The organism is Streptococcus oralis, from assembly GCF_026782345.1.
Lineage (GTDB): Bacteria > Bacillota > Bacilli > Lactobacillales > Streptococcaceae > Streptococcus > Streptococcus oralis_CK.
In genome coordinates, this window is sequence record NZ_JAKUWI010000001.1 from 1,029,300 (window position 1) to 1,048,412 (window position 19,113).

20 protein-coding genes are annotated in these 19,113 nt (G+C 43.8%); 5 read left to right on the forward strand and 15 right to left on the reverse strand.

Annotation, left to right across the window (positions count from 1 at the left end):
* Positions 1 to 24 precede the first annotated feature (24 nt).
* From gmk to MK405_RS05135, 13 genes are all read right to left on the reverse strand, one after another.
* Positions 25 to 651: a guanylate kinase gene (gene gmk, locus MK405_RS05075; protein WP_125398958.1), complete on the reverse strand. Its 627-nt coding sequence runs from the start codon at positions 649 to 651 to the stop codon at positions 25 to 27.
* A 134-nt stretch (positions 652 to 785) separates the two neighbouring features.
* Entirely contained in the window at positions 786 to 2,399 is a 1,614-nt protein-coding gene (locus MK405_RS05080; protein ID WP_000404958.1) for a ribonuclease Y, read from the reverse strand.
* Positions 2,400 to 2,602: 203 nt separating this feature from the next.
* Complete coding sequence (locus MK405_RS05085; RefSeq protein ID WP_268704483.1) at positions 2,603 to 3,700, reverse strand: nucleotidyltransferase; 1,098 nt, start codon at positions 3,698 to 3,700, stop codon at positions 2,603 to 2,605.
* Positions 3,701 to 3,709: 9 nt separating this feature from the next.
* The gene (locus MK405_RS05090) at positions 3,710 to 4,450 is read right to left on the reverse strand and encodes a class I SAM-dependent DNA methyltransferase (RefSeq protein ID WP_268704484.1); all 741 of its coding nucleotides are present in this window, start codon (positions 4,448 to 4,450) and stop codon (positions 3,710 to 3,712) included.
* Positions 4,451 to 4,629: 179 nt separating this feature from the next.
* Positions 4,630 to 4,983: a ribosome silencing factor gene (gene rsfS / locus MK405_RS05095; RefSeq protein ID WP_268704485.1), complete on the reverse strand. Its 354-nt coding sequence runs from the start codon at positions 4,981 to 4,983 to the stop codon at positions 4,630 to 4,632.
* Between the two features lie 12 nt (positions 4,984 to 4,995).
* On the reverse strand, positions 4,996 to 5,496 hold the full coding sequence (locus tag MK405_RS05100) for a cysteine hydrolase family protein (RefSeq protein ID WP_084875783.1): 501 nt from the start codon (positions 5,494 to 5,496) through the stop codon (positions 4,996 to 4,998).
* Positions 5,496 to 6,089 (reverse strand): bis(5'-nucleosyl)-tetraphosphatase (symmetrical) YqeK, encoded by a 594-nt coding sequence (yqeK, locus tag MK405_RS05105; protein WP_268704486.1) that lies wholly within the window; start codon positions 6,087 to 6,089, stop codon positions 5,496 to 5,498. The genes MK405_RS05100 and yqeK overlap by 1 nt, the downstream gene beginning before the upstream one ends.
* Positions 6,089 to 6,718: a nicotinate-nucleotide adenylyltransferase gene (locus MK405_RS05110; RefSeq protein WP_084932332.1), complete on the reverse strand. Its 630-nt coding sequence runs from the start codon at positions 6,716 to 6,718 to the stop codon at positions 6,089 to 6,091. The genes yqeK and MK405_RS05110 overlap by 1 nt, the downstream gene beginning before the upstream one ends.
* A 51-nt stretch (positions 6,719 to 6,769) precedes the next feature.
* Positions 6,770 to 7,081 (reverse strand): ribosome assembly RNA-binding protein YhbY, encoded by a 312-nt coding sequence (gene yhbY / locus MK405_RS05115; RefSeq protein ID WP_000060169.1) that lies wholly within the window; start codon positions 7,079 to 7,081, stop codon positions 6,770 to 6,772.
* Positions 7,082 to 7,294: 213 nt separating this feature from the next.
* The gene (gene yqeH, locus MK405_RS05120) at positions 7,295 to 8,401 is read right to left on the reverse strand and encodes a ribosome biogenesis GTPase YqeH (RefSeq protein ID WP_000391189.1); all 1,107 of its coding nucleotides are present in this window, start codon (positions 8,399 to 8,401) and stop codon (positions 7,295 to 7,297) included.
* A 2-nt stretch (positions 8,402 to 8,403) separates the two neighbouring features.
* A complete protein-coding gene (locus tag MK405_RS05125; protein ID WP_000963744.1) occupies positions 8,404 to 8,931 on the reverse strand; it encodes a YqeG family HAD IIIA-type phosphatase in 528 nt (175 codons plus the stop codon).
* Positions 8,932 to 8,945: 14 nt separating this feature from the next.
* Entirely contained in the window at positions 8,946 to 9,854 is a 909-nt protein-coding gene (locus MK405_RS05130) for a magnesium transporter CorA family protein (protein ID WP_268704487.1), read from the reverse strand.
* A gap of 57 nt (positions 9,855 to 9,911) precedes the next feature.
* Positions 9,912 to 10,472, reverse strand: coding sequence for a mechanosensitive ion channel family protein (locus MK405_RS05135; protein WP_007517840.1), 561 nt, complete (start codon positions 10,470 to 10,472; stop codon positions 9,912 to 9,914).
* A gap of 150 nt (positions 10,473 to 10,622) precedes the next feature.
* Here MK405_RS05135 and sstT point away from each other — a divergent pair, with 150 nt between their 5' ends.
* Together sstT and MK405_RS05145 are read left to right on the forward strand one after the other, a co-directional pair.
* Positions 10,623 to 11,819: a serine/threonine transporter SstT gene (sstT, locus tag MK405_RS05140; RefSeq protein ID WP_061588414.1), complete on the forward strand. Its 1,197-nt coding sequence runs from the start codon at positions 10,623 to 10,625 to the stop codon at positions 11,817 to 11,819.
* 64 nt (positions 11,820 to 11,883) lie between these two features.
* Positions 11,884 to 12,837 carry an aromatic acid exporter family protein gene (locus MK405_RS05145; RefSeq protein ID WP_268704488.1) on the forward strand — a complete coding sequence of 318 codons (954 nt, stop codon included), beginning with the start codon at positions 11,884 to 11,886 and terminating at the stop codon, positions 12,835 to 12,837.
* Between the two features lie 514 nt (positions 12,838 to 13,351).
* Here MK405_RS05145 and MK405_RS05150 read toward each other — a convergent pair.
* Both MK405_RS05150 and MK405_RS05155 read right to left on the reverse strand, forming a co-directional pair.
* Positions 13,352 to 14,896, reverse strand: coding sequence for a peptide chain release factor 3 (locus MK405_RS05150; RefSeq protein WP_268704489.1), 1,545 nt, complete (start codon positions 14,894 to 14,896; stop codon positions 13,352 to 13,354).
* A gap of 143 nt (positions 14,897 to 15,039) precedes the next feature.
* Positions 15,040 to 15,732: a YwaF family protein gene (locus tag MK405_RS05155; RefSeq protein WP_084853575.1), complete on the reverse strand. Its 693-nt coding sequence runs from the start codon at positions 15,730 to 15,732 to the stop codon at positions 15,040 to 15,042.
* A gap of 165 nt (positions 15,733 to 15,897) precedes the next feature.
* Here MK405_RS05155 and gatC point away from each other — a divergent pair, with 165 nt between their 5' ends.
* From gatC to gatB, 3 genes are read left to right on the forward strand one after another with little or no spacing between them, the layout of a single operon-like run.
* Positions 15,898 to 16,200: an Asp-tRNA(Asn)/Glu-tRNA(Gln) amidotransferase subunit GatC gene (gene gatC, locus MK405_RS05160; RefSeq protein ID WP_000705420.1), complete on the forward strand. Its 303-nt coding sequence runs from the start codon at positions 15,898 to 15,900 to the stop codon at positions 16,198 to 16,200.
* Positions 16,200 to 17,666, forward strand: a complete 1,467-nt coding sequence (gene gatA / locus MK405_RS05165; protein WP_268704490.1) for an Asp-tRNA(Asn)/Glu-tRNA(Gln) amidotransferase subunit GatA — start codon at positions 16,200 to 16,202, stop codon at positions 17,664 to 17,666. Before gatC ends, gatA begins: the two co-directional genes overlap by 1 nt.
* Positions 17,666 to 19,111 carry an Asp-tRNA(Asn)/Glu-tRNA(Gln) amidotransferase subunit GatB gene (gene gatB / locus MK405_RS05170; RefSeq protein ID WP_001008649.1) on the forward strand — a complete coding sequence of 482 codons (1,446 nt, stop codon included), beginning with the start codon at positions 17,666 to 17,668 and terminating at the stop codon, positions 19,109 to 19,111. The genes gatA and gatB overlap by 1 nt, the downstream gene beginning before the upstream one ends.
* Positions 19,112 to 19,113 lie beyond the last annotated feature (2 nt).

Genomic DNA, 19,113 nt, shown 5'->3' on the forward strand with positions numbered 1-19,113 from the left:
TTGCTTGTACCTATTTCCTATAGTTTATCGAGTAGTTGGAGATTTTGGCAACATCTCCTGGTAGTGACCAATGACACGGTCCACACGGAAGTGTTCTGCTTCGATCACACGCTTGACACGTTCAGCAGCGAGGGGCACCTGATCGTTGACAATGGCATAATCATACTCACGCATGAGGGCAATTTCTTCCTTGGCTTTTTCGATTCGTTGGGCAATCACTTCTGCACTGTCTGTTCCACGACCTACCAAACGATCTTGCAATTCATCCAAATCTGGCGGTGTTAGGAAGATAAAGACAGCATCTGGAACCTTTTTCTTAACCTGAAGAGCTCCCTGCACTTCAATCTCAAGAAAGACATCGATTCCCTTGTCTAGGGTTTCGTTGACATAGGTCAGAGGAGTTCCATAGTAGTTACCGACATATTCTGCATATTCCAACATCTGACCTTGACGAATCAGCTCTTCAAACTCTTCACGAGTACGGAAGAAATAGTCCACTCCGTCCACTTCACTAGGACGTTGCGCGCGTGTCGTCATCGATACAGAGTATTGAAATTGATTCTCAGAACTCTCAAAAATCTCTCTTCTAACCGTTCCTTTCCCAACTCCTGAAGGACCAGAAAAAACGATTAGCAAGCCTCGGTCTGCCATTATGTCTCCTTTAGTTAGTCTGTGAAATAAAGTGAAATTTCTCTCGGATACTGATGAGAACGTCAGTTATCCTTCTACAGTCTTTCTATCTAGTGTAACAAAAAAGCAGTAATTTTTCAACTGCTCTTTCTTATTTATTTAGCATAATCTACTGCACGAAGTTCGCGGATCACGGTTACCTTGATATTTCCCGGGTAATCGAGATTGTTTTCAATTTTCTCACGAACTTTGTGAGCCAAGATTGTGACTTTGTCGTCCTTGATTTGTCCTGGATTAACCATGATACGGATTTCACGTCCTGCTTGAAGAGCAAAGCTATTTTGAACTCCTTCAAAGCCATTGGCGATTTCTTCCAAATCGTGGAGACGCTTGATATAGTTTTCAAGAGATTCACTACGAGCACCTGGACGCGCTGCACTCAAGGCATCTGCTGCAGCAACGATCACCGCAATGACGCTTTCGGCTTCGACATCTCCGTGGTGGCTAGCAATAGTATTCACCACAACTGGGTGTTCCTTGTACTTACGAGCCAACTCCGTACCAATCTCAACGTGGCTACCTTCAACCTCGCGGTCAATAGCCTTCCCTATGTCATGAAGGAATCCAGCACGACGGGCAAGAGCTGCATTTTCACCAAGTTCACTCGCAATGATACCAGATAACTTAGCAACCTCAATCGAATGACGCAAAACATTTTGTCCATAAGAAGTACGGAACTGCAAGCGTCCCATGATCTTCATCAAGTCTGGATGGAGGTTTGGCGCACCAATCTCATAGGCAGCAGCCTCACCATATTCACGGATTTTATTGTCAATCTCCTGACGGTTTTTCTCCACCAACTCCTCAATACGAGCTGGGTGGATACGGCCATCCTTGAGCAACATTTCCATGGTCATACGAGCAATTTCACGACGAATTGGATCAAATCCTGACAAGGTTACCACTTCCGGTGTATCGTCGATGATCACGTCGACCCCTGTCAAACTTTCAAAGGTACGAATATTTCGACCTTCGCGTCCGATAATGCGTCCCTTCATGGTATCATCTGGTAGGTGAACTGTAGAGTTTGTTGACTCTGCTACATAGTCACCAGCGATACGCTGCATAGCCTGAACCAAGATATCTTTCGCAATCTTGTCTGAACGTTCCTTCACTTCTTGCTCAGCCTCACGAATACGGCTAGCAATTTCCTTGGTCAAATTTTCCTCTGTCTGAGCCAAGATAATATCTCGAGCCTCAGTTTGGGAAAGGGAGCCGATACGTTCAAGTTCAGCTTCTTTTTGTCTTTCGACTTCCTCTAATTGCTCTTCACGTGCATCAAGGTTTTTTGCTCTATCAGAAATACTTTGTTCTTTTTGTTCAAGTGTTTTTTCTTTGTTCGTCAAATTGTCGTCCTTACGGTCAAGGCTCGTAGCTCTCTCCGTCAAACGACTTTCAATTTGCTTGAGCTCCTGACGTTCTGACTTAAATTCAGCGTCCACTTCTTCACGGTATTTTCTGGCTTCCTCTTTGGCCTCCAATAGTGCTTCTTTTTTAAGAGACTTGCTTTCGCTCTTGGCTTCATTTAGCAATAAATCCGCTTCGCGCTCAGCTTGTCCTCGTAAATTAGTTGCTTCTTGTTCAGCATTTAGAAGCATCAACTCTGCAGCTTCTTGAGATGATTTCATCTTAGCTGAGATGCTGACATATCCAATGACTAAACCAATGATGACGGCAAAAACAGCAATCGCAAGTGTCATGATTTCCATGTTTTTACCTCATTAAATTTGTTTATCGAATGACATACATTCCTTAATATTCTATCATAAAAAACCGATTTCCACAAACCCAAATTGAAGAGTTTTGTGTGATTTTTAGAAGAAATCCCTTGGATATTCAAGCAAAATTAAGAATCTTTAAAAATTTAAATTTCCACAAAAAACGAAGCAAAAAAGTCCACCTTTCAGTAGACTTAGTTTGATTCTATTCTAATCGGCGCTCTTCCGAAATTCTGCTCTGCTATACTTGGGTGTCCTAGTTGGTAAATCTGGTCTGCCTTTTGAGTCATAGCATCCCAAGGTTCTTTGCCAATTCGGCTGACTAGATGGACCTGCTCTTTCAGAGATTTGAGATGTTGTCTGCCTTTTTCAGTAAAGCCAAGAACATGGATAGCTTCTGGCAAGTCGCTTTCTCTGGCCTGCACCAAAATATAAGTCAAGAGGCGTCTGACACGCGCCTTGGTGTAGCGTTTGGTGGCAACTGCCTCGACCAATTCGTCCAGAGACTGGGCTGTTTTGATAGCTTCCTTGATACGCACTGCCATTTCTTGATTGACCTGATAGATGGTCGTTAGGTCTGGATTTGACAAGATTTGATAGCGGAGAAATGGAAAATAGTCATCCCAGCTCACCTTACTCGCCTGCTCAAAGAGAGCAACAGAAGGCATAAAGCGTTCTAAGAAATCTTGGTCTGATAGGTGCTGACGGAGGGCTGTCGCCGAGGCAAAGTCCACCTCCTTGTCCACAGAATGATAGCCAGCCCCCTGACGCTGAATCGGATGGAGTTTGATTCTACGTCCCGCAACCGCCTTGGCATAGGCTAAAGCTAGAACATGATTGGGTGTATTGCCTGAAAAATCAAGACCTGCAAATTCCTTCCACATGGCTTGGGTTTTCTGGGGATAGGAAAGGGAATCAGGCAGATTTTCCACAAAATTCTCCATCTCAGTACCTTGCTCTGTGTATAAGTCAGCAATTTTCTGATAATCCAGAACTTCCTCTGTCCCGAAAGCTATGCTATCAATACCTAACCGCGCCAAGATATCCACAGCCCCTTGACCGAAGAAATCTGCCGCCTGAACACTGACTAAAAAGGGCAATTCCACTACCAGATCCGCTCCATTTTCCAGTGCCATGCGAGCCCGTGTCCACTTGTCCACAATAGCAGGCTCTCCACGCTGCATGAAATTCCCAGACATGGCAACGATTTTCAGTCCCTTCGCCTGATCCAGCAGGTATTTATGCCCATTATGAAAAGGATTAAACTCCGCGATAATACCTGTGATGGTCATAATGTTCTCCTACTTCTGCGCGACAAAAAACCAACGTCTACTGTTTTCTATTGGCTCCTTGTCCTCAAAGTCCGCAAAGAGTTTGAAGGACTTGAATCCTGCCTGTTCCAGCAAAATATCATAGGTCAAAACCTCATAAGTCCGTTCCTCATGCACTTCATCGTGGCGACTAAAGGAACCGTCAGCCTCCTTGATAAAGAAGGTCAACTCATGGACGATGGAGTGAGGTGCTGCGTCCTCGTAGGTATCCCAGAGCATGGCGAAGTCCTCTGCATTTTCATGGTAAGAATAGCCTGGAAAAACTTCATCTGTCTGGTAGGTTGAATGCACATCAAAGATGAATACCCCATCTTCGTTGAGGGCATCATATACTTCCTTAAAGACGTCCCCTACTTCCACCTCATCCTGCATGTAGCAGATAGAGTCCGAATAGCAAGTGACAAAATCATATTTACCAGCCTTGAATAAATCCAGCATATTGCCTTCAATAAAATCAATCTTTTGCTTAGCTGATGTCGCTCTCTTTTCAGCAATCTTCAACATATCTGTGCTCAAGTCAAGTCCTGTCACATCAAAACCAGCCTGAGAAAAGCGCACAGACTGGATACCTGTTCCACAAGCCAGTTCCAAAAGTTTCTTTCTCTCCTTAGTCTTAGGCAAATGACGTAGCGAAAAATCCGTCCATTTATCGTATAAACTATCATCCATCACAGCATCGTAAACAGCCGCAAAGGTTTCATATGTCGCCATAAAACATGATACCAAGTCCGCCCGTAATCGGAATGAAAATTAGGAGCTTGGACTTAGGATCCTGATCCAAGCCAAAGCTATCTATTTTCCGACGATTACAGGACGGGTTCAAATCCTTTCTATCACTTTCTTTTTAAAATAAGCAAATAAACCCAGTTGACTACAACTGAGTTCATCTTCTACGCCAGAGTTGCAGATAAGTCTACAGAATCCGCCTCATGCCATAGTTTTTCAAGATTATAGTGGGCACGCATTTCTTCTGAGAAAATATGCACAACGACACCGCCGAGGTCTAGTAAAACCCAGCCTCCAGCTGCATCACCTTCAACATGACTGCCTTTAAAGCCTGCTTCCGCTACTTTTTCACGGATATTATCTGCGATAGCGTCCAACTGACGGCTATTCATCGAGCTTGTAATGACAAAGTAGTCCGTAACACTGGTCAAATCTTGTACGTCAAGTGCGAGGATATCCTCCGCACGTTTCTCATCAGCCGCTTTCACGACTAGTTCTAGTAATTCTTTTTCGTTCATTTAGTCCTCTTTCTAGAAAATATGTTTGTAATCTAGGACATCTGCAAAGCGCCCCTCCCAAATGCCCTCATAAAATTCATTTATCGTTTCTGCTGGAATGTCATCGCCATCAAACGTTGTGCAAGTTCCTTCTGGAATAATAAGCTGATAGCCATATTCAAAGGCAACCTTGACAGAGGTATCCACACAATATTCTGTCTGCATACCACATAAAACTAATTTTTCAATCCCCTGTTTATCCAAGTATTCTTTTAAACCAGTTCCTTTGAAAATACTGTTATACTTCTTCTGAAAGACCTTTTCATTAGGTTTTCGATTTAAAAACTCAGATAACTGCCAATCTTCTGATGTTTGAGCTTCAGAGTCCTCAATATGTTGAACATAAATAATTTCGATATTCTTGCTTCTAGCCTGGTTTTGTAAATAAGAAATTTTTTCCAATAGACTATTTATCTGAAAACCGGTTTCCACTAAAATATTCTGAACATCAATGATTATAAAAGCCGTCTTCATTAGTCCTCTTTCAAATAGTGCACAAAGGCGTTATAGGTTTCAAGGGTTTGGGGATAGATGGGGAATCCCTGATGGGCTAGATGCTCCACGGTACGAGCCGTTTCGTAGGCCACTGCCTTATTGAGTGATAGACTTGCAATTTCACGCGCCACATCTACGCCTGGAAAGGCACGATTGTGTTCGATATAATCTGCGACGTAGATGACCTTATCTAGGTCGGTCATCTGACCAGCTCCGACTGTATGGATTTCAATGGCTCGCAGGATTTCAGAATCTTGTAAATCCAAGTCTTCTTGAAGCTTGTAAATTCCGACCATGCCATGCCAGACATTGTTTCCCCAGTTTTTGAGGTCGGGGTCTAGCTGATAACGGTCAATCAAGTCTAGAAATTCCTGATCTGACAACTTTTTAGCATAGTCGTGGAGAAGTCCTGCTAGACCTGCTTTCTCACTATCCACACCAAAGCGCTGAGCCAGTTCTATGGCCGCACGTTCTACACCCAAACAATGGGTTAAGCGTTTTTCAGGTAGAAGCTCTGCCATTCTTTCCAACAAAGCCTCACGTGAACAGTTAATATAGTCTTGATAGGCCATCAGTAGAGCCCCTCCTTCTCGATGTAGTCTAGCACTGGCTGAGGTAGGAGAAAGTTGGGTTTCCGACCTTGGGTAAGGAAGTCACGCACCATGCTGGATGAGATATCCATGAGGGGCACATCCACCCAGATAACAGGATAGGAAGTCCCTGCCTTGTAGCGTGGACGCTGAACCCCCACAAACTGAACCATGTCGACTAGCTCATCAATTCGGTACCACTTAGGCAGATAGTCGACCATATCAGCTCCAATAATGAAGTAATAATCCGTGTCTGGATGTTGCTCTGTCAAAATCTTCATGGTGTCGTAGGTGTAGGAAATGCCCTTGCGCTCTAACTCAATGGTTTCAATGGCTAGACCTTCAATCCCCTCAATCGCCAATTCAAGCATCTTGAGACGGTGGTGTTCAGGGATGGTTTCTTTTTTGTCTACATGAGGTGGCTGATATTCAGGCATGAGCAGGACCTGATCCAGTCCCAACTGTTGCCGTACTTGGTCCGCCACAACAAGATGGGCATGGTGAACGGGGTTAAAATTTCCCCCTAAAATCCCAACTTGTTTGCGTTTTTTCTCCTTGATTTCTGGCTCCAACTCTACCTTAGTAAAGGGAGTCAATAATTCGATTGCCATAGGCTCGTCTTCCTTTAATTCTCTGTGAAAACAGTTGTTTGGAGTAGGGTTTTAGATTTCTTTGACTTTTTTAGAAATCTTGCGATTTTCTTTCTTGCTGGATTGCTTAAACAAGATCAAGATACGTCCGATTTTTTGGACTGTATCCACACCGATTTCTTCTTCTAAAATTTCAGCTACTTCGTGGATGTTTTCATCTGTGTTTTGCAAGAGCGTTACCTTGATTAATTCACGGGCATCAAGAGCTTGACGGACGCTGGTTTTGATTTGGTCGTTTAGACCATTTTTCCCGATTTGGATGATGGGTTTTAGGGTGTGTGCCTGACTGTTGAGGAAGGCACGTTGTTTTGATGTTAATGACATAATTTCTTAAAAAGAGTTTCTTTTTATACTTTTCTAAAGTGGTGACGGACGTCAGCAAAGTTCTTCGAACTTTCATGACTAAAATTTGAGCCCAAGGTCTCAAATTTTCCGCAGTTGGTACAATCACTTGTACCAACTGACACCACGGCGAAAAGTATTCGTTATGGGCTCGCAGAGCTCGCCCGAATCCAGACAGCTCTTTCCTTTCTGTGTTTAAATGATTGCTTTGCGTGTGACGACGGCGACGCCTTCTGGTGCCCAGACGGCGACTTTGGCAGTGCCTGTTACGCGGATCCAGCCTAGTCCTGAGATGACCAGGTCGGTTTTGTCCTTGATGGTAAAGACATGTTGGACTAGTTTTGGGAAATCTTCTTTTTCCTTGCTATTTGGTGGTGTGAGAAGGGTTCCGAGGTGCTTGTCATAGAAGGCACTAGCGCCTTCAAGCTTGGTACGGTGGAGTTTGAGTTCATTGTCAAAGAAAGCAGTAAATCCTTGCTTTTCTCCTGATATAAAGTCAAATCGTCCGAGACCTCCTAAAAACAGGGTTTGTTCAGGATTGAGCTGATAGGTTTTGGGCTTGATTTCCTTTTTAGGGCTGACATACTTGAGGTTTTTAGCAGTCAAGTAGTGGGCCATCTGGTGGCGGTGGATGATCCCCGGTGTATCGTAGATATAAGATCCGTCATCAAGAGGAATCTCAATCTTGTCCAAGGTTGTCCCTGGGAAGCGTGAAGTCGTGATGACATTCTGGTCGCCCGTGATTTCTTGGATAATGGCATTGATAAGGGTTGATTTTCCAACGTTTGTCACGCCAACGACATAGACATCGCGGCCCTTACGGTAGTGTTCAATCTTGTCAATGACTTCCTTGATAGCATGCTTATTCTGTGCTGAAGTCAGGACGACATCCACAGGGCGAAGTCCTTCTTCGTGGGCACGTTCCATGAGCCATTGGCTAATCTTGCCCGGTTTAACAGACTTGGGCAGGATATCTTTTTTATTTCCAACCAAGAGAACATCATTTCCTGATACAAAACGTGGCAAGCCTGGGATGACAGAGCCATTAAAGTCAAAGATATCAATGACATTGACCACTAAGGCATCACTGTCTCCCACCTCATGCAAGAGCTTGAGGAAATCATCGTCCGTCAACTGGACATCAGTAATTTCATTGTAATGGCGGAGACGGAAACAGCGTTGGCAATAAACTTCACCAGTCTCCAAACCTTTTTCAAGTGCCGACTGAGGAGTAAATCCAAGACCAGCCTTGTCTGTCGTCTGAATGGTTGCTCCACAACCAATACAGAGAATTTCTTCCATAGTTAAATTCCTTTTTTATATGTAATCGGTCCGTACTTTTCAGTGATTTTTCGCATGACACGGCGCTCGCGAGCTCGGTTAATCTGCGTTTTAATCGAGTCATGTTGGACCAAGGGCTTGACCAAGATTGAGCGAATACCCGCACGATGGGCTGCGCGAATATCCGTCATGAGTTGGTCACCGACCATGACCACTTCATTTTTCTCGTAGTGAAATTCCTTCATAGCACGGTCAATCCCAAATGTGAAAGGCTTCAAGGCCCAATAAACGTAATCAATCCCAAATTTCTCAACTGCGCGTTGAACCCGTTTTTTGGTATTATTTGAGACCACGATAATGCGGATGCCTGCGTCCCGAAGGTCATGTAGCCATTGCTTCATCTCTGGCGTCCCATCAGGGTTATTCCAAGCAATGAGGGTATTGTCCAAATCGACCAAAACAGCCTTGATTCCCTGCGCCTGCAGGCTTGGGACTGTCAAATCATAGACTGCTTCCACAGCAAAATCTGGCATGTAGTTTTCAATCGCCATTCTGGCTCCTTTTTTTAATTTCTAGCAATTTTCTTTAAACATTGAGCTAAGACTGCCCATAAAATGAGACTAGCTATCAAAATATAAATCCAAGCATTTGGTTCATCTGTAAACGGTAAGGGAACATTCATTCCGAAGAATCCTGTAATAACCGCAAGGATAGCTAGCAAGACTGAGATAATGGTCAAAGTTGTCAAATTATCATTTAGATTATTATTTAGGATATTGTTATAAGAGGCTGAGAGTTGTTGCAAAACTTGAGATATTAAGTCTGTCATTGAAACCAACTGATGGGCTTCAATCATAGCATCGTCAAACTGCTCACTTTCTACCTCATTAAGATTGCGATAAAGAGCATGCCCTTGGATGTGTTCCAAGAGGAGACGATTTTGTTTGGCAGCTGCTGTCAGGTAAACCATACCAGTTTCCAAGTCAGAGAGGGCGAAAAGATTTTTTTTAGTTGTTTTTTGACGAAGAAGTGCACTGATTTCATCCTTACTTTTATCCATCTCTTCAATAACTGGATAGTAAGCATTGCTAATAATCTCTAAACTGGCAAAAAGAAATTTGTAGATTGAAATAATTTCATGGCTTTCAAGGTAGGTTGCCATGCGTTTAATCACATAAGTATTCTTATGATTGCTGATGGTAATCAGCCGTTGTTTTTCAACGATAAAGGTCATCGGAATCGCTTCATAATATTCTTTGTCTTTTTCTAAATCAAGAACATTATAAATGAAGGTTACCGTCTCCGTTTCACGGTTATAATCCATATGGGCTCGTTCATTTCTATCCAGAGCATACTCGATGGTTTCCTTGTCCAATCCATAGATATCAGAAAGATCTTCCATATTTTTAATCTTATCCACATCAAGGTCTATCCAAGTACGATCGTGACCTAGTTTTTTCTCTACAAATAGCATACTCTCTCCTTTACCAAACTCCTTCTATTGTACCACAAATCTGCTAAAATAGTCGGACTATTCAGTACGGGATAAATTACTAACAACGGTAATATTGCGGTTAGGAACAAAGTGAAGAGCTTGATCATCACCGCGCAGTTGTGTTGTACGGATTCCTACACTAACGACCTTTCCAGAGACGGTAATCGGTCCATTTGTCAGAACCACTTCATCACCCACATCAAGCTGGCGTTCAAAAAGGATGAAAAAGCCATTGATGACATCGGATAGAAAGCCTTGCGCCCCCATACCAATGGCCACCCCAGCAATTCCCGCACCAGCAAGGAGGCTAGAAACCGGCAAACCTAAAATAGACAGGATGCAGTAGATCAAAAAGAAATAAAGAATGTAGTTAAAGACATTCTCCAGCAAACGCGAGATGGTCTTTTGTCTTCCTGCATCTCGATTTGAAAATTTAAGCGAGGGCTTGACAATCTTTCGTACAGTCGCATGAAGCATCTTTTTAGCTATATAAAATAGTAAAAACAAAATCAAAAGAGAAATCACCTTGGTCAAGAGATTCTCTAACATGGTTGTTAAATCAAGTTTATCAAAATAGCGTTGAAAAAAATCTTGCATATAAAACTCCTTTTTCCTATTATACCATAAAATCGTCCTTCTCTTTTCTTTCATAATTATTCAATTATCATCTCCGTTTTCAAAATATCACTTGCCTCTATAGCATATTTATACTATAATTATAAACAATACATTTTGAAGGAGACTGATATGAAACGAATCATTAGAGCCTGGACCAAGGCAAGCCTCATCAAACGAATCCTTATTGGAATGATTTTTGGAGCGACATTGGGGATGCTCTTTCCAAACCTTACAGGAATCGGTCTGCTTGGAGATCTCTTTGTAGGCGGACTGAAGGCCATCGCTCCTATTCTAGTTTTTGCCCTTGTTGCCAATGCCCTTTCCCAACACCAAAAGGGACAAAACACCAATATGAAGACTGTTATTTTCCTATACTTGCTTGGAACCTTTGCTGCTGCATTGGTAGCCGTTCTAGCTAGTTTCTTACTGCCTGTGCAAATCACCCTGACCAGTGCAAATACAGAAGTTGCTGCTCCTGATGGTATCGGTCAAGTCCTCAGCAACCTCTTGCTCAAACTGGTGGACAATCCCTTGAATGCCATTGTTGAAGCCAACTATATCGGGATTCTCTCTTGGGCAGTCGTCTTTGGCTTGGCTATGAGAGAGGCAAGTAAACACAGTAAAGAATTACTGAAAACCATGGCGGATGTCACCTCTAAAATCGTGGAATGGATTATCAATCTAGCACCCTTTGGGATTTTAGGTTTGGTGTTCAAGACCATCTCTGACAAGGGCATTGCCAGTCTGGCTAACTACGGTGTCCTCCTAGGACTCTTGATTGCTACCATGGCCTTTGTTGCTCTCATCATCAACCCGCTCATAGCCTTTCTCTTTATGAGGAAAAATCCCTATCCCCTTGTTTTGAAATGCCTACGTGTCAGTGGTATTACAGCCTTTTTCACTCGTAGCTCTGCCGCCAATATCCCTGTCAATATGAAACTCTGTCAAGACCTGGGACTGAATCCTGACACCTACTCTGTCTCCATCCCACTTGGTTCGACCATCAACATGGCTGGCGCTGCCGTTACCATAAATGTCCTGACCCTGGCTGCCGTCAATACACTCGGAATCTCGGTAGACTTTGGGACAGCATTTGTGCTCAGTGTAGTGGCTGCCATTTCTGCCTGCGGGGCCTCTGGGATCGCTGGAGGATCCCTTCTCCTCATTCCTGTCGCTTGTAGCCTCTTTGGGATTTCCAACGACTTGGCTATGCAGGTTGTCGGAGTCGGATTTGTGATCGGAGTTGTTCAAGACTCCTGCGAAACAGCCCTGAACTCTTCAACAGATGTTCTCTTTACAGCGGTTGCCGAGTATGCTACAAACTGAAAAATTCGTCCCTAGTCTCTGATTCCTCGTTAAACATTCGATTCTATTAGTTTAGGAAATTCTCATGTCTATCACCCAACGTACGACAAAACTGATCTTGGCGACCTGTCTCGCTTGTTTTCTCGCTTATTTTTTAGATTTATCATCAGCAGTCTCAGCTGGCATTATAGCCCTCTTAAGCCTTTCTGACACGCGCAGAAGTACGCTGAAGTTAGCACGTAACCGCCTCTTTTCCATGCTCCTAGCGCTGGCTATCGGTGTTCTAGCCTTTCAGCTGACAGGCTTTCACATCTGGAGTCTAGGCCTCTATCTGGCTCTCTACGTGCCTCTAGCCTATAAAATGGGCTGGGAAATCGGCATCACCCCTAGCAGTGTCTTGGTCGGTCATCTCTTGGTACAAGAGTCTACTTCTCCAGCTCTCTTGCTCAATGAAGTGCTCCTCTTTCTCATCGGGACAAGCTTTGCTCTGTTGGTCAACCTATATATGCCCTCTCGTGAGAAAGCCATCCAAAGCTACCACCTTCAGGTCGAAGAAAAGTTAAAAGACATCCTGCTTCGCTTTAAATACTATCTGTCAAGAGGAGACGGACGCAATCAAGCCCAACTCGTTGACCAATTAGACAACCTCCTCGATGAAGCTCTCAAACTGGTCTACCTGGATCACTCGGATCATCTCTTTCACCAGACGGACTACCACATCCACTACTTTGAGATGAGACAGAGACAAAGTCGCATCCTACGAAATATGGCCCAGCGGATCAATACCTGTCACCTGGCCGCAAGTGAGAGTTTGATTTTGGCCCAGCTCTTTTCAAAGATTGCTGCCCAGCTAAGTCAGACCAATCCTGCTCACGACCTACTTGATGACATCGAACGCTATCTGCAAGTCTTCCGCAACCGGAGTCTCCCGAAAACACGTGAGGAGTTTGAAACCCGTGCCACCCTCCTGCAGCTACTACGCGAAGCCGAAACCTTTATCCAGGTTAAGGTCGATTTTTACCAAAAATATGGAAACTAGAACGCAAAGAACCTCAGAGAATTCACTAAAGGTGAACACTTCTGAGGTTTTTGTTTTTCTTTAATTCCAATTATCTTTACTGTGCAGAGATTAGTCCAGCCTACCTTATTCTATGCAGAATTTAGAGAGTAATTAGAAAAATCTTTTGCCTAGTGGAGCGCATAGCCAAGTTCCATAGAAACTTGGCGTTAGTTACTTAGATTGTTACACATTCAAATGAATTTACTGAACTATGACACTGGGGTTTACAAATCAATTTCATTTGTAAAACTCAGTTAGTGAGGCAGTTAGGCAGTTCAATTCCTTGCCATTACGACGGAAAAATCCACGAATCGATAATATTCGTGGATTTTTCCTAGTGAAGCGTTTCGGTAAGCCGATTTTACACTACGACACGGAGTTTGGCAAATCGATTCTATTTGCCAAACGTAGTTAGTGAGGCAGTTAGCTAGTTCGCCAAATAGCGACTAGCGTCCAACAATTAGGAACTTTAGTTCCAATTGTTGGTGCTGAGTTACATCTTTTCCTCCAACTCTACGTCTGGATACTTGTCTGCAAACCAGCGAAGGGCAAAGTCATTTTCAAAGAGGAAGACTGGTTGGTCGAAACGGTCTTTAGCCAAGATATTGCGGCTTGAGGACATGCGCTCGTCCAAGTCTTCAGGCTTGATCCAACGAACGGTCTTTTTCCCCATTGGGCTCATGACTACTTCTGCATTATACTCGCCTTCCATACGGTGCTTAAAGACTTCAAATTGGAGTTGTCCCACAGCGCCTAGCATGTACTCGCCTGTTTGGTAATTCTTGTAAAGCTGAATGGCTCCTTCTTGCACCAATTGCTCAATCCCCTTGTGGAAGGATTTTTGTTTCATGACATTCTTAGCAGAAACTTTCATGAAAATCTCAGGTGTAAAGGTTGGCAGTGGTTCAAATTCAAACTTATTTTTTCCAACCGTCAAGGTGTCTCCAACCTGATAAGTCCCCGTATCATAAACCCCGATAATATCTCCTGCAACAGCGTTTGTCACATTTTCACGACTTTCCGCCATAAACTGAGTCACATTCGATAGTTTGGCACCCTTACCAGTACGAGGCAGATTGACACTCATCCCTCGCTCAAATTCACCCGATACGATACGGACAAAGGCGATACGGTCACGGTGACGAGGATCCATGTTGGCTTGAATTTTAAAGACAAATCCTGAGAAATCCTTGTCATAAGGATCCACAATTTCGCCATCTGTTTTCTTGTGTCCATGTGGTTCTGGAGCAAACTTAAGGAAGGTCTCAAGGAAGGTCTGCACTCCAAAGTTAGTGAGGGCTGAACCAAAGAAAACTGGCGTCAGTTCTCCTGCAAGAATAGCTCCTTCTGAAAATTCATTTCCTGCTTCTTGAAGGAGTTCGATATCGTCCTTAACCTGAGCGTAGAAAGGATTACTTCCAAAGAGCTTGTCCCCTTCTTCCAGACTGGCAAAACGCTCATCTCCTTTATAGAGTTCCAAGCGTTGGTTATAGAGGTCATACAAGCCTTCGAAGGCTTTCCCCATCCCGATTGGCCAGTTCATCGGATAGCTCGCAATACCTAGGACTTCTTCTAGTTCTTGCAAGAGGTCCAGTGGCTCACGACCATCACGGTCCAGCTTGTTCATAAAGGTAAAGACTGGAATGCCACGGTGCTTCACAACCTCAAACAATTTCTTGGTTTGGGCCTCGATACCCTTGGCAGAGTCCACGACCATGACCGCAGCATCCACCGCCATCAAGGTACGATAAGTATCTTCTGAGAAGTCTTCGTGCCCTGGTGTGTCGAGGATGTTCACGCGCTTGCCATCGTAGTCAAACTGCATAACAGATGACGTGACCGAAATCCCACGTTGTTTCTCGATATCCATCCAGTCAGACTTAGCAAAAGTCCCTGTTTTCTTCCCTTTTACAGTACCAGCTTCACGAATCTCGCCTCCAAAATAGAGCAACTGCTCAGTAATGGTTGTTTTCCCGGCATCCGGGTGGGAGATGATGGCAAAGGTACGGCGTTTCTTGATTTCTTCTTGAATAGTCATAAGTTCTCTTTCTTTGATTTTCTATCTTTAGTTGTTTCAGTAGCTAAGAATGATTTTTACATTGGATTTTACTATTCCTTTCAACTCTCCATTATAGCGGATTTTGGGGAGTTTTTCAATTGCTCATCCGATGAAAAGGCAAGCTAGAGCACAGATTGCGCCTGATTTCTCTTTTTCCACCGTTTCTTGAACAAGATATCAAAGAGAACAAGAGCCAGTGAGAGGATGACGGACACAAGGAGGTACTTTATCCATAGAGGAGCATTCGAGATAAAGGGTGTATCTCTTAAGAGACCATAATTTCCACCCGTTACCTGATTAACCCCAACTAAAAAGAGGTTGAGAATAAAGGTATAGGCTACAATCATATACTTCTTAAGCAAGCTCTTGTCATAGTGATTCATCAAGTAAACCAAGGAATTCACTAGAAGGGCATAGTGCCCAATCAAAAATGAAAAACTGGTGATATGGGGGAAATCATAGGGGTCAAAAACCGGGTAAACCAAGGCGAAGACCGCTCCACTTGCTCCTAAGAGGGTAAAATATTGCTTGCTCCGCCATTTATCTGGCAAGAAAACTACCGCAAACATAGCCAAACGGCAATGGTAAAATGGAAGGCTATTAGAAAATGGAATTCCAAAGCCAACATACCAGCTATATAGGGCTAGTAACTGGAGGATCTGAATCCCCTTAAACAAGCGGACAAATTTCGGATTTTTGTGATAAGCAAGTGCTCCATAAATGCAAAGCACTAAGAGAAGCATCATAATCCCATACCAAAAGAGTGGAATGGGAGGAGGAACCGTCTGAGATCTGGTGATAAATTGATGGAACATATTTTTATCCTAACCCTTATTTTCTCTATTCTCTAGTTTAACCATTATAGCGAATTAAAAGCGATTTTTCAATTTCTATTTCTTTTCAGTTTGGCTCCCTTATTTATAGGAAAATATGGTAAAATAGAACAGACTAAAAATCATCATTTCACGAAAGGATGCAAGATGAAAATTACGCAAGAAGAGGTAACACACGTTGCCAATCTTTCAAAATTAAGATTCTCTGAAGAAGAAACTGCTGCCTTTGCGACAACCTTGTCTAAGATTGTTGACATGGTTGAATTGCTGGGCGAAGTCGACACAACTGGTGTCGCACCTACTACGACCATGGCAGACCGCAAAACTGTACTCCGCCCTGATGTGGCCGAAGAAGGAACAGACCGTGACCGCTTGTTTAAAAACGTACCTGAAAAAGAAAATTATTATATCAAGGTACCAGCTATCCTAGATGATGGAGGAGATGCCTAATGACTTTTAATAACAAAACTATTGAAGACTTGCACAATCTCCTTGTCTCTAAGGAAATTTCTGCAACTGAATTGACACAAGCCACGCTAGAAGATATCAAGTCTCGCGAGACAACTATCAACGCTTTTGTCACTATCGCAGAAGAGCAAGCCCTTGCACAATCTAAAGCTATTGATGAAGCTGGAATTGACGCGGATAATGTCCTTTCAGGAATTCCACTGGCTGTTAAGGATAATATCTCTACAGACGGTATTCTTACAACCGCTGCCTCAAAAATGCTCTACAACTACGAGCCAATCTTTGATGCAACAGCCGTTGCCAATGCCAAAGCTAAGGGTATGATTGTTGTCGGAAAAACCAACATGGACGAGTTTGCCATGGGTGGATCAGGTGAGACTTCCCACTATGGTGCCACTAAAAATGCTTGGGACCACAGCAAGGTTCCTGGTGGTTCATCAAGCGGTTCTGCCGCAGCTGTAGCTTCTGGGCAAGTCCGCTTGTCACTTGGTTCTGATACTGGTGGTTCCATCCGCCAACCTGCCGCCTTCAACGGGATCGTTGGTCTCAAACCAACCTACGGAACGGTTTCTCGTTTCGGTCTCATTGCCTTCGGTAGCTCATTAGACCAGATTGGACCTTTTGCACCAACTGTTAAAGAAAATGCCCTCTTGCTCAATGCTATTGCCAGCGAAGATGCTAAAGACTCTACTTCTGCTCCTGTCCGCATTGCCGACTTTACTTCAAAAATTGGTCAAGACATCAAGGAAATGAAAATTGCTTTGCCTAAGGAATACCTTGGTGAAGGGATTGACCCAGAGGTTAAGGAAACCATTCTGAATGCAGCCAAACACTTTGAAAAACTTGGTGCCATCGTTGAAGAAGTCAGCCTTCCTCATTCTAAATACGGTGTTGCCGTTTACTATATTATCGCTTCATCTGAAGCTTCCTCAAACTTGCAACGCTTTGACGGTATCCGTTACGGCTACCGCGCAGAGGATGCGACTAATCTTGATGAAATCTATGTAAACAGCCGTAGCCAAGGTTTCGGTGAAGAAGTGAAACGCCGTATCATGCTTGGAACATTTAGCCTTTCATCAGGTTACTATGATGCCTACTATAAGAAAGCTGGTCAGGTCCGTACCCTCATCATCCAAGATTTCGAAAACGTCTTTGCGGATTACGACTTGATTTTGGGACCAACTGCTCCAAGCGTTGCCTATGATTTGGACTCACTCAACCACGACCCAGTTGCCATGTACTTAGCTGACCTTTTGACCATCCCAGTCAACTTAGCTGGTCTTCCAGGAATTTCAATTCCTGCTGGATTCTCTCAAGGTCTACCTGTCGGTCTCCAATTGATCGGTCCTAAGTACTCTGAGGAAACCATTTACCAAGCTGCTGCTGCCTTTGAAGCAACAACAGACTACCACAAACAACAACCCGTGATTTTTGGAGGTGACAACTAATGAACTTTGAAACAGTCATTGGACTTGAAGTCCACGTAGAGCTCAACACCAATTCAAAAATCTTCTCACCTACTTCTGCCCACTTTGGAAATGACCAAAATGCCAACACTAACGTGATTGACTGGTCTTTCCCAGGAGTACTTCCGGTTCTCAATAAAGGTGTTGTCGATGCCGGTATCAAAGCTGCTCTTGCCCTCAACATGGACATCCACAAAAAGATGCACTTTGACCGCAAGAACTACTTCTACCCTGATAATCCAAAAGCCTACCAAATTTCCCAGTTTGATGAGCCAATCGGTTACAATGGGTGGATCGAAGTGGAACTAGAAGATGGTACGACTAAGAAAATTGGTATTGAACGTGCTCACTTAGAAGAAGATGCAGGTAAAAACACCCACGGTACAGATGGCTACTCTTATGTTGACCTCAACCGTCAAGGGGTGCCCTTGATTGAGATTGTATCTGAAGCAGACATGCGTTCCCCAGAAGAAGCCTATGCTTATCTAACTGCCCTAAAGGAAGTCATCCAGTACGCTGGTATTTCTGACGTTAAGATGGAAGAAGGTTCTATGCGTGTGGATGCCAACATTTCCCTTCGTCCTTACGGTCAAGAAAAATTCGGTACCAAGACTGAGTTAAAGAACCTCAACTCCTTCTCAAATGTTCGTAAGGGTCTTGAATACGAAGTTCAACGTCAAGCTGAAATCCTTCGCTCAGGTGGTCAAATTCGCCAAGAAACACGCCGTTACGATGAAGCTAACAAGGCAACTATCCTCATGCGTGTCAAAGAAGGTGCTGCAGACTACCGCTACTTCCCAGAACCAGACCTACCACTCTTTGAAATCTCAGACGAGTGGATTGAGGAAATGCGAACAGAATTGCCAGAGTTTCCAAAAGAACGCCGTGCGCGCTACGTATCTGATCTTGGCTTGTCAGACTACGATGCTAGCCAGTTGACTGCAAACAAAGTCACTTCTGACTTCTTTGAAAAAGCTGTTGCCCTCGGTGGCGATGCCAAACAAGTCTCTAACTGGCTCCAAGGCGAAGTCGCTCAGTTCTTGAACGCCGAAGGTAAAACACTGGAACAAATCGAATTGACACCAGAAAACTTAGTAGAAATGATTGCCATCATCGAAGACGGCACGATCTCTTCTAAGATTGCCAAGAAAGTCTTTGTCCACCTAGCTAAAAATGGTGGTGGCGCGCGTGAATACGTGGAAAAAGCAGGCTTGGTGCAAATCTCTGATCCAGATGTCTTGATCCCAATCATCCACCAAGTCTTTGCGGATAATGAAGCAGCCGTTGCCGACTTCAAGTCAGGCAAACGCAACGCAGACAAGGCCTTCACAGGATTCCTTATGAAAGCAACCAAAGGCCAAGCCAACCCACAAGTCGCCCTTAAACTCCTTGCACAAGAATTGGCGAAGTTGAAAGAAAGTGAGTAATT

Excerpts from the sequence above, each read along its gene's own strand:
- MK405_RS05100 (WP_084875783.1), bottom strand. The coding sequence starts at position 5,496 with ATGAAGACGGCTTTTATAATCATTGATGTTCAGAATATTTTAGTGGAA.
- yqeH (WP_000391189.1), bottom strand. The coding sequence starts at position 8,401 with ATGGAAGAAATTCTCTGTATTGGTTGTGGAGCAACCATTCAGACGACA.
- yqeK (WP_268704486.1), bottom strand. The coding sequence starts at position 6,089 with ATGGCCTATCAAGACTATATTAACTGTTCACGTGAGGCTTTGTTGGAA.
- MK405_RS05110 (WP_084932332.1), bottom strand. The coding sequence starts at position 6,718 with ATGGCAATCGAATTATTGACTCCCTTTACTAAGGTAGAGTTGGAGCCA.
- MK405_RS05135 (WP_007517840.1), bottom strand. The coding sequence starts at position 10,472 with ATGCAAGATTTTTTTCAACGCTATTTTGATAAACTTGATTTAACAACC.
- MK405_RS05085 (WP_268704483.1), bottom strand. The coding sequence starts at position 3,700 with ATGACCATCACAGGTATTATCGCGGAGTTTAATCCTTTTCATAATGGG.
- MK405_RS05130 (WP_268704487.1), bottom strand. The coding sequence starts at position 9,854 with ATGCTATTTGTAGAGAAAAAACTAGGTCACGATCGTACTTGGATAGAC.
- gatB (WP_001008649.1), top strand. The coding sequence starts at position 17,666 with ATGAACTTTGAAACAGTCATTGGACTTGAAGTCCACGTAGAGCTCAAC.
- sstT (WP_061588414.1), top strand. The coding sequence starts at position 10,623 with ATGAAACGAATCATTAGAGCCTGGACCAAGGCAAGCCTCATCAAACGA.
- yhbY (WP_000060169.1), bottom strand. The coding sequence starts at position 7,081 with ATGTCATTAACATCAAAACAACGTGCCTTCCTCAACAGTCAGGCACAC.
- rsfS (WP_268704485.1), bottom strand. The coding sequence starts at position 4,983 with ATGAACGAAAAAGAATTACTAGAACTAGTCGTGAAAGCGGCTGATGAG.
- MK405_RS05125 (WP_000963744.1), bottom strand. The coding sequence starts at position 8,931 with ATGGCGATTGAAAACTACATGCCAGATTTTGCTGTGGAAGCAGTCTAT.
- MK405_RS05145 (WP_268704488.1), top strand. The coding sequence starts at position 11,884 with ATGTCTATCACCCAACGTACGACAAAACTGATCTTGGCGACCTGTCTC.
- MK405_RS05090 (WP_268704484.1), bottom strand. The coding sequence starts at position 4,450 with ATGGCGACATATGAAACCTTTGCGGCTGTTTACGATGCTGTGATGGAT.
- MK405_RS05080 (WP_000404958.1), bottom strand. The coding sequence starts at position 2,399 with ATGGAAATCATGACACTTGCGATTGCTGTTTTTGCCGTCATCATTGGT.
- MK405_RS05150 (WP_268704489.1), bottom strand. The coding sequence starts at position 14,896 with ATGACTATTCAAGAAGAAATCAAGAAACGCCGTACCTTTGCCATCATC.
- gatC (WP_000705420.1), top strand. The coding sequence starts at position 15,898 with ATGAAAATTACGCAAGAAGAGGTAACACACGTTGCCAATCTTTCAAAA.
- MK405_RS05155 (WP_084853575.1), bottom strand. The coding sequence starts at position 15,732 with ATGTTCCATCAATTTATCACCAGATCTCAGACGGTTCCTCCTCCCATT.
- gatA (WP_268704490.1), top strand. The coding sequence starts at position 16,200 with ATGACTTTTAATAACAAAACTATTGAAGACTTGCACAATCTCCTTGTC.
- gmk (WP_125398958.1), bottom strand. The coding sequence starts at position 651 with ATGGCAGACCGAGGCTTGCTAATCGTTTTTTCTGGTCCTTCAGGAGTT.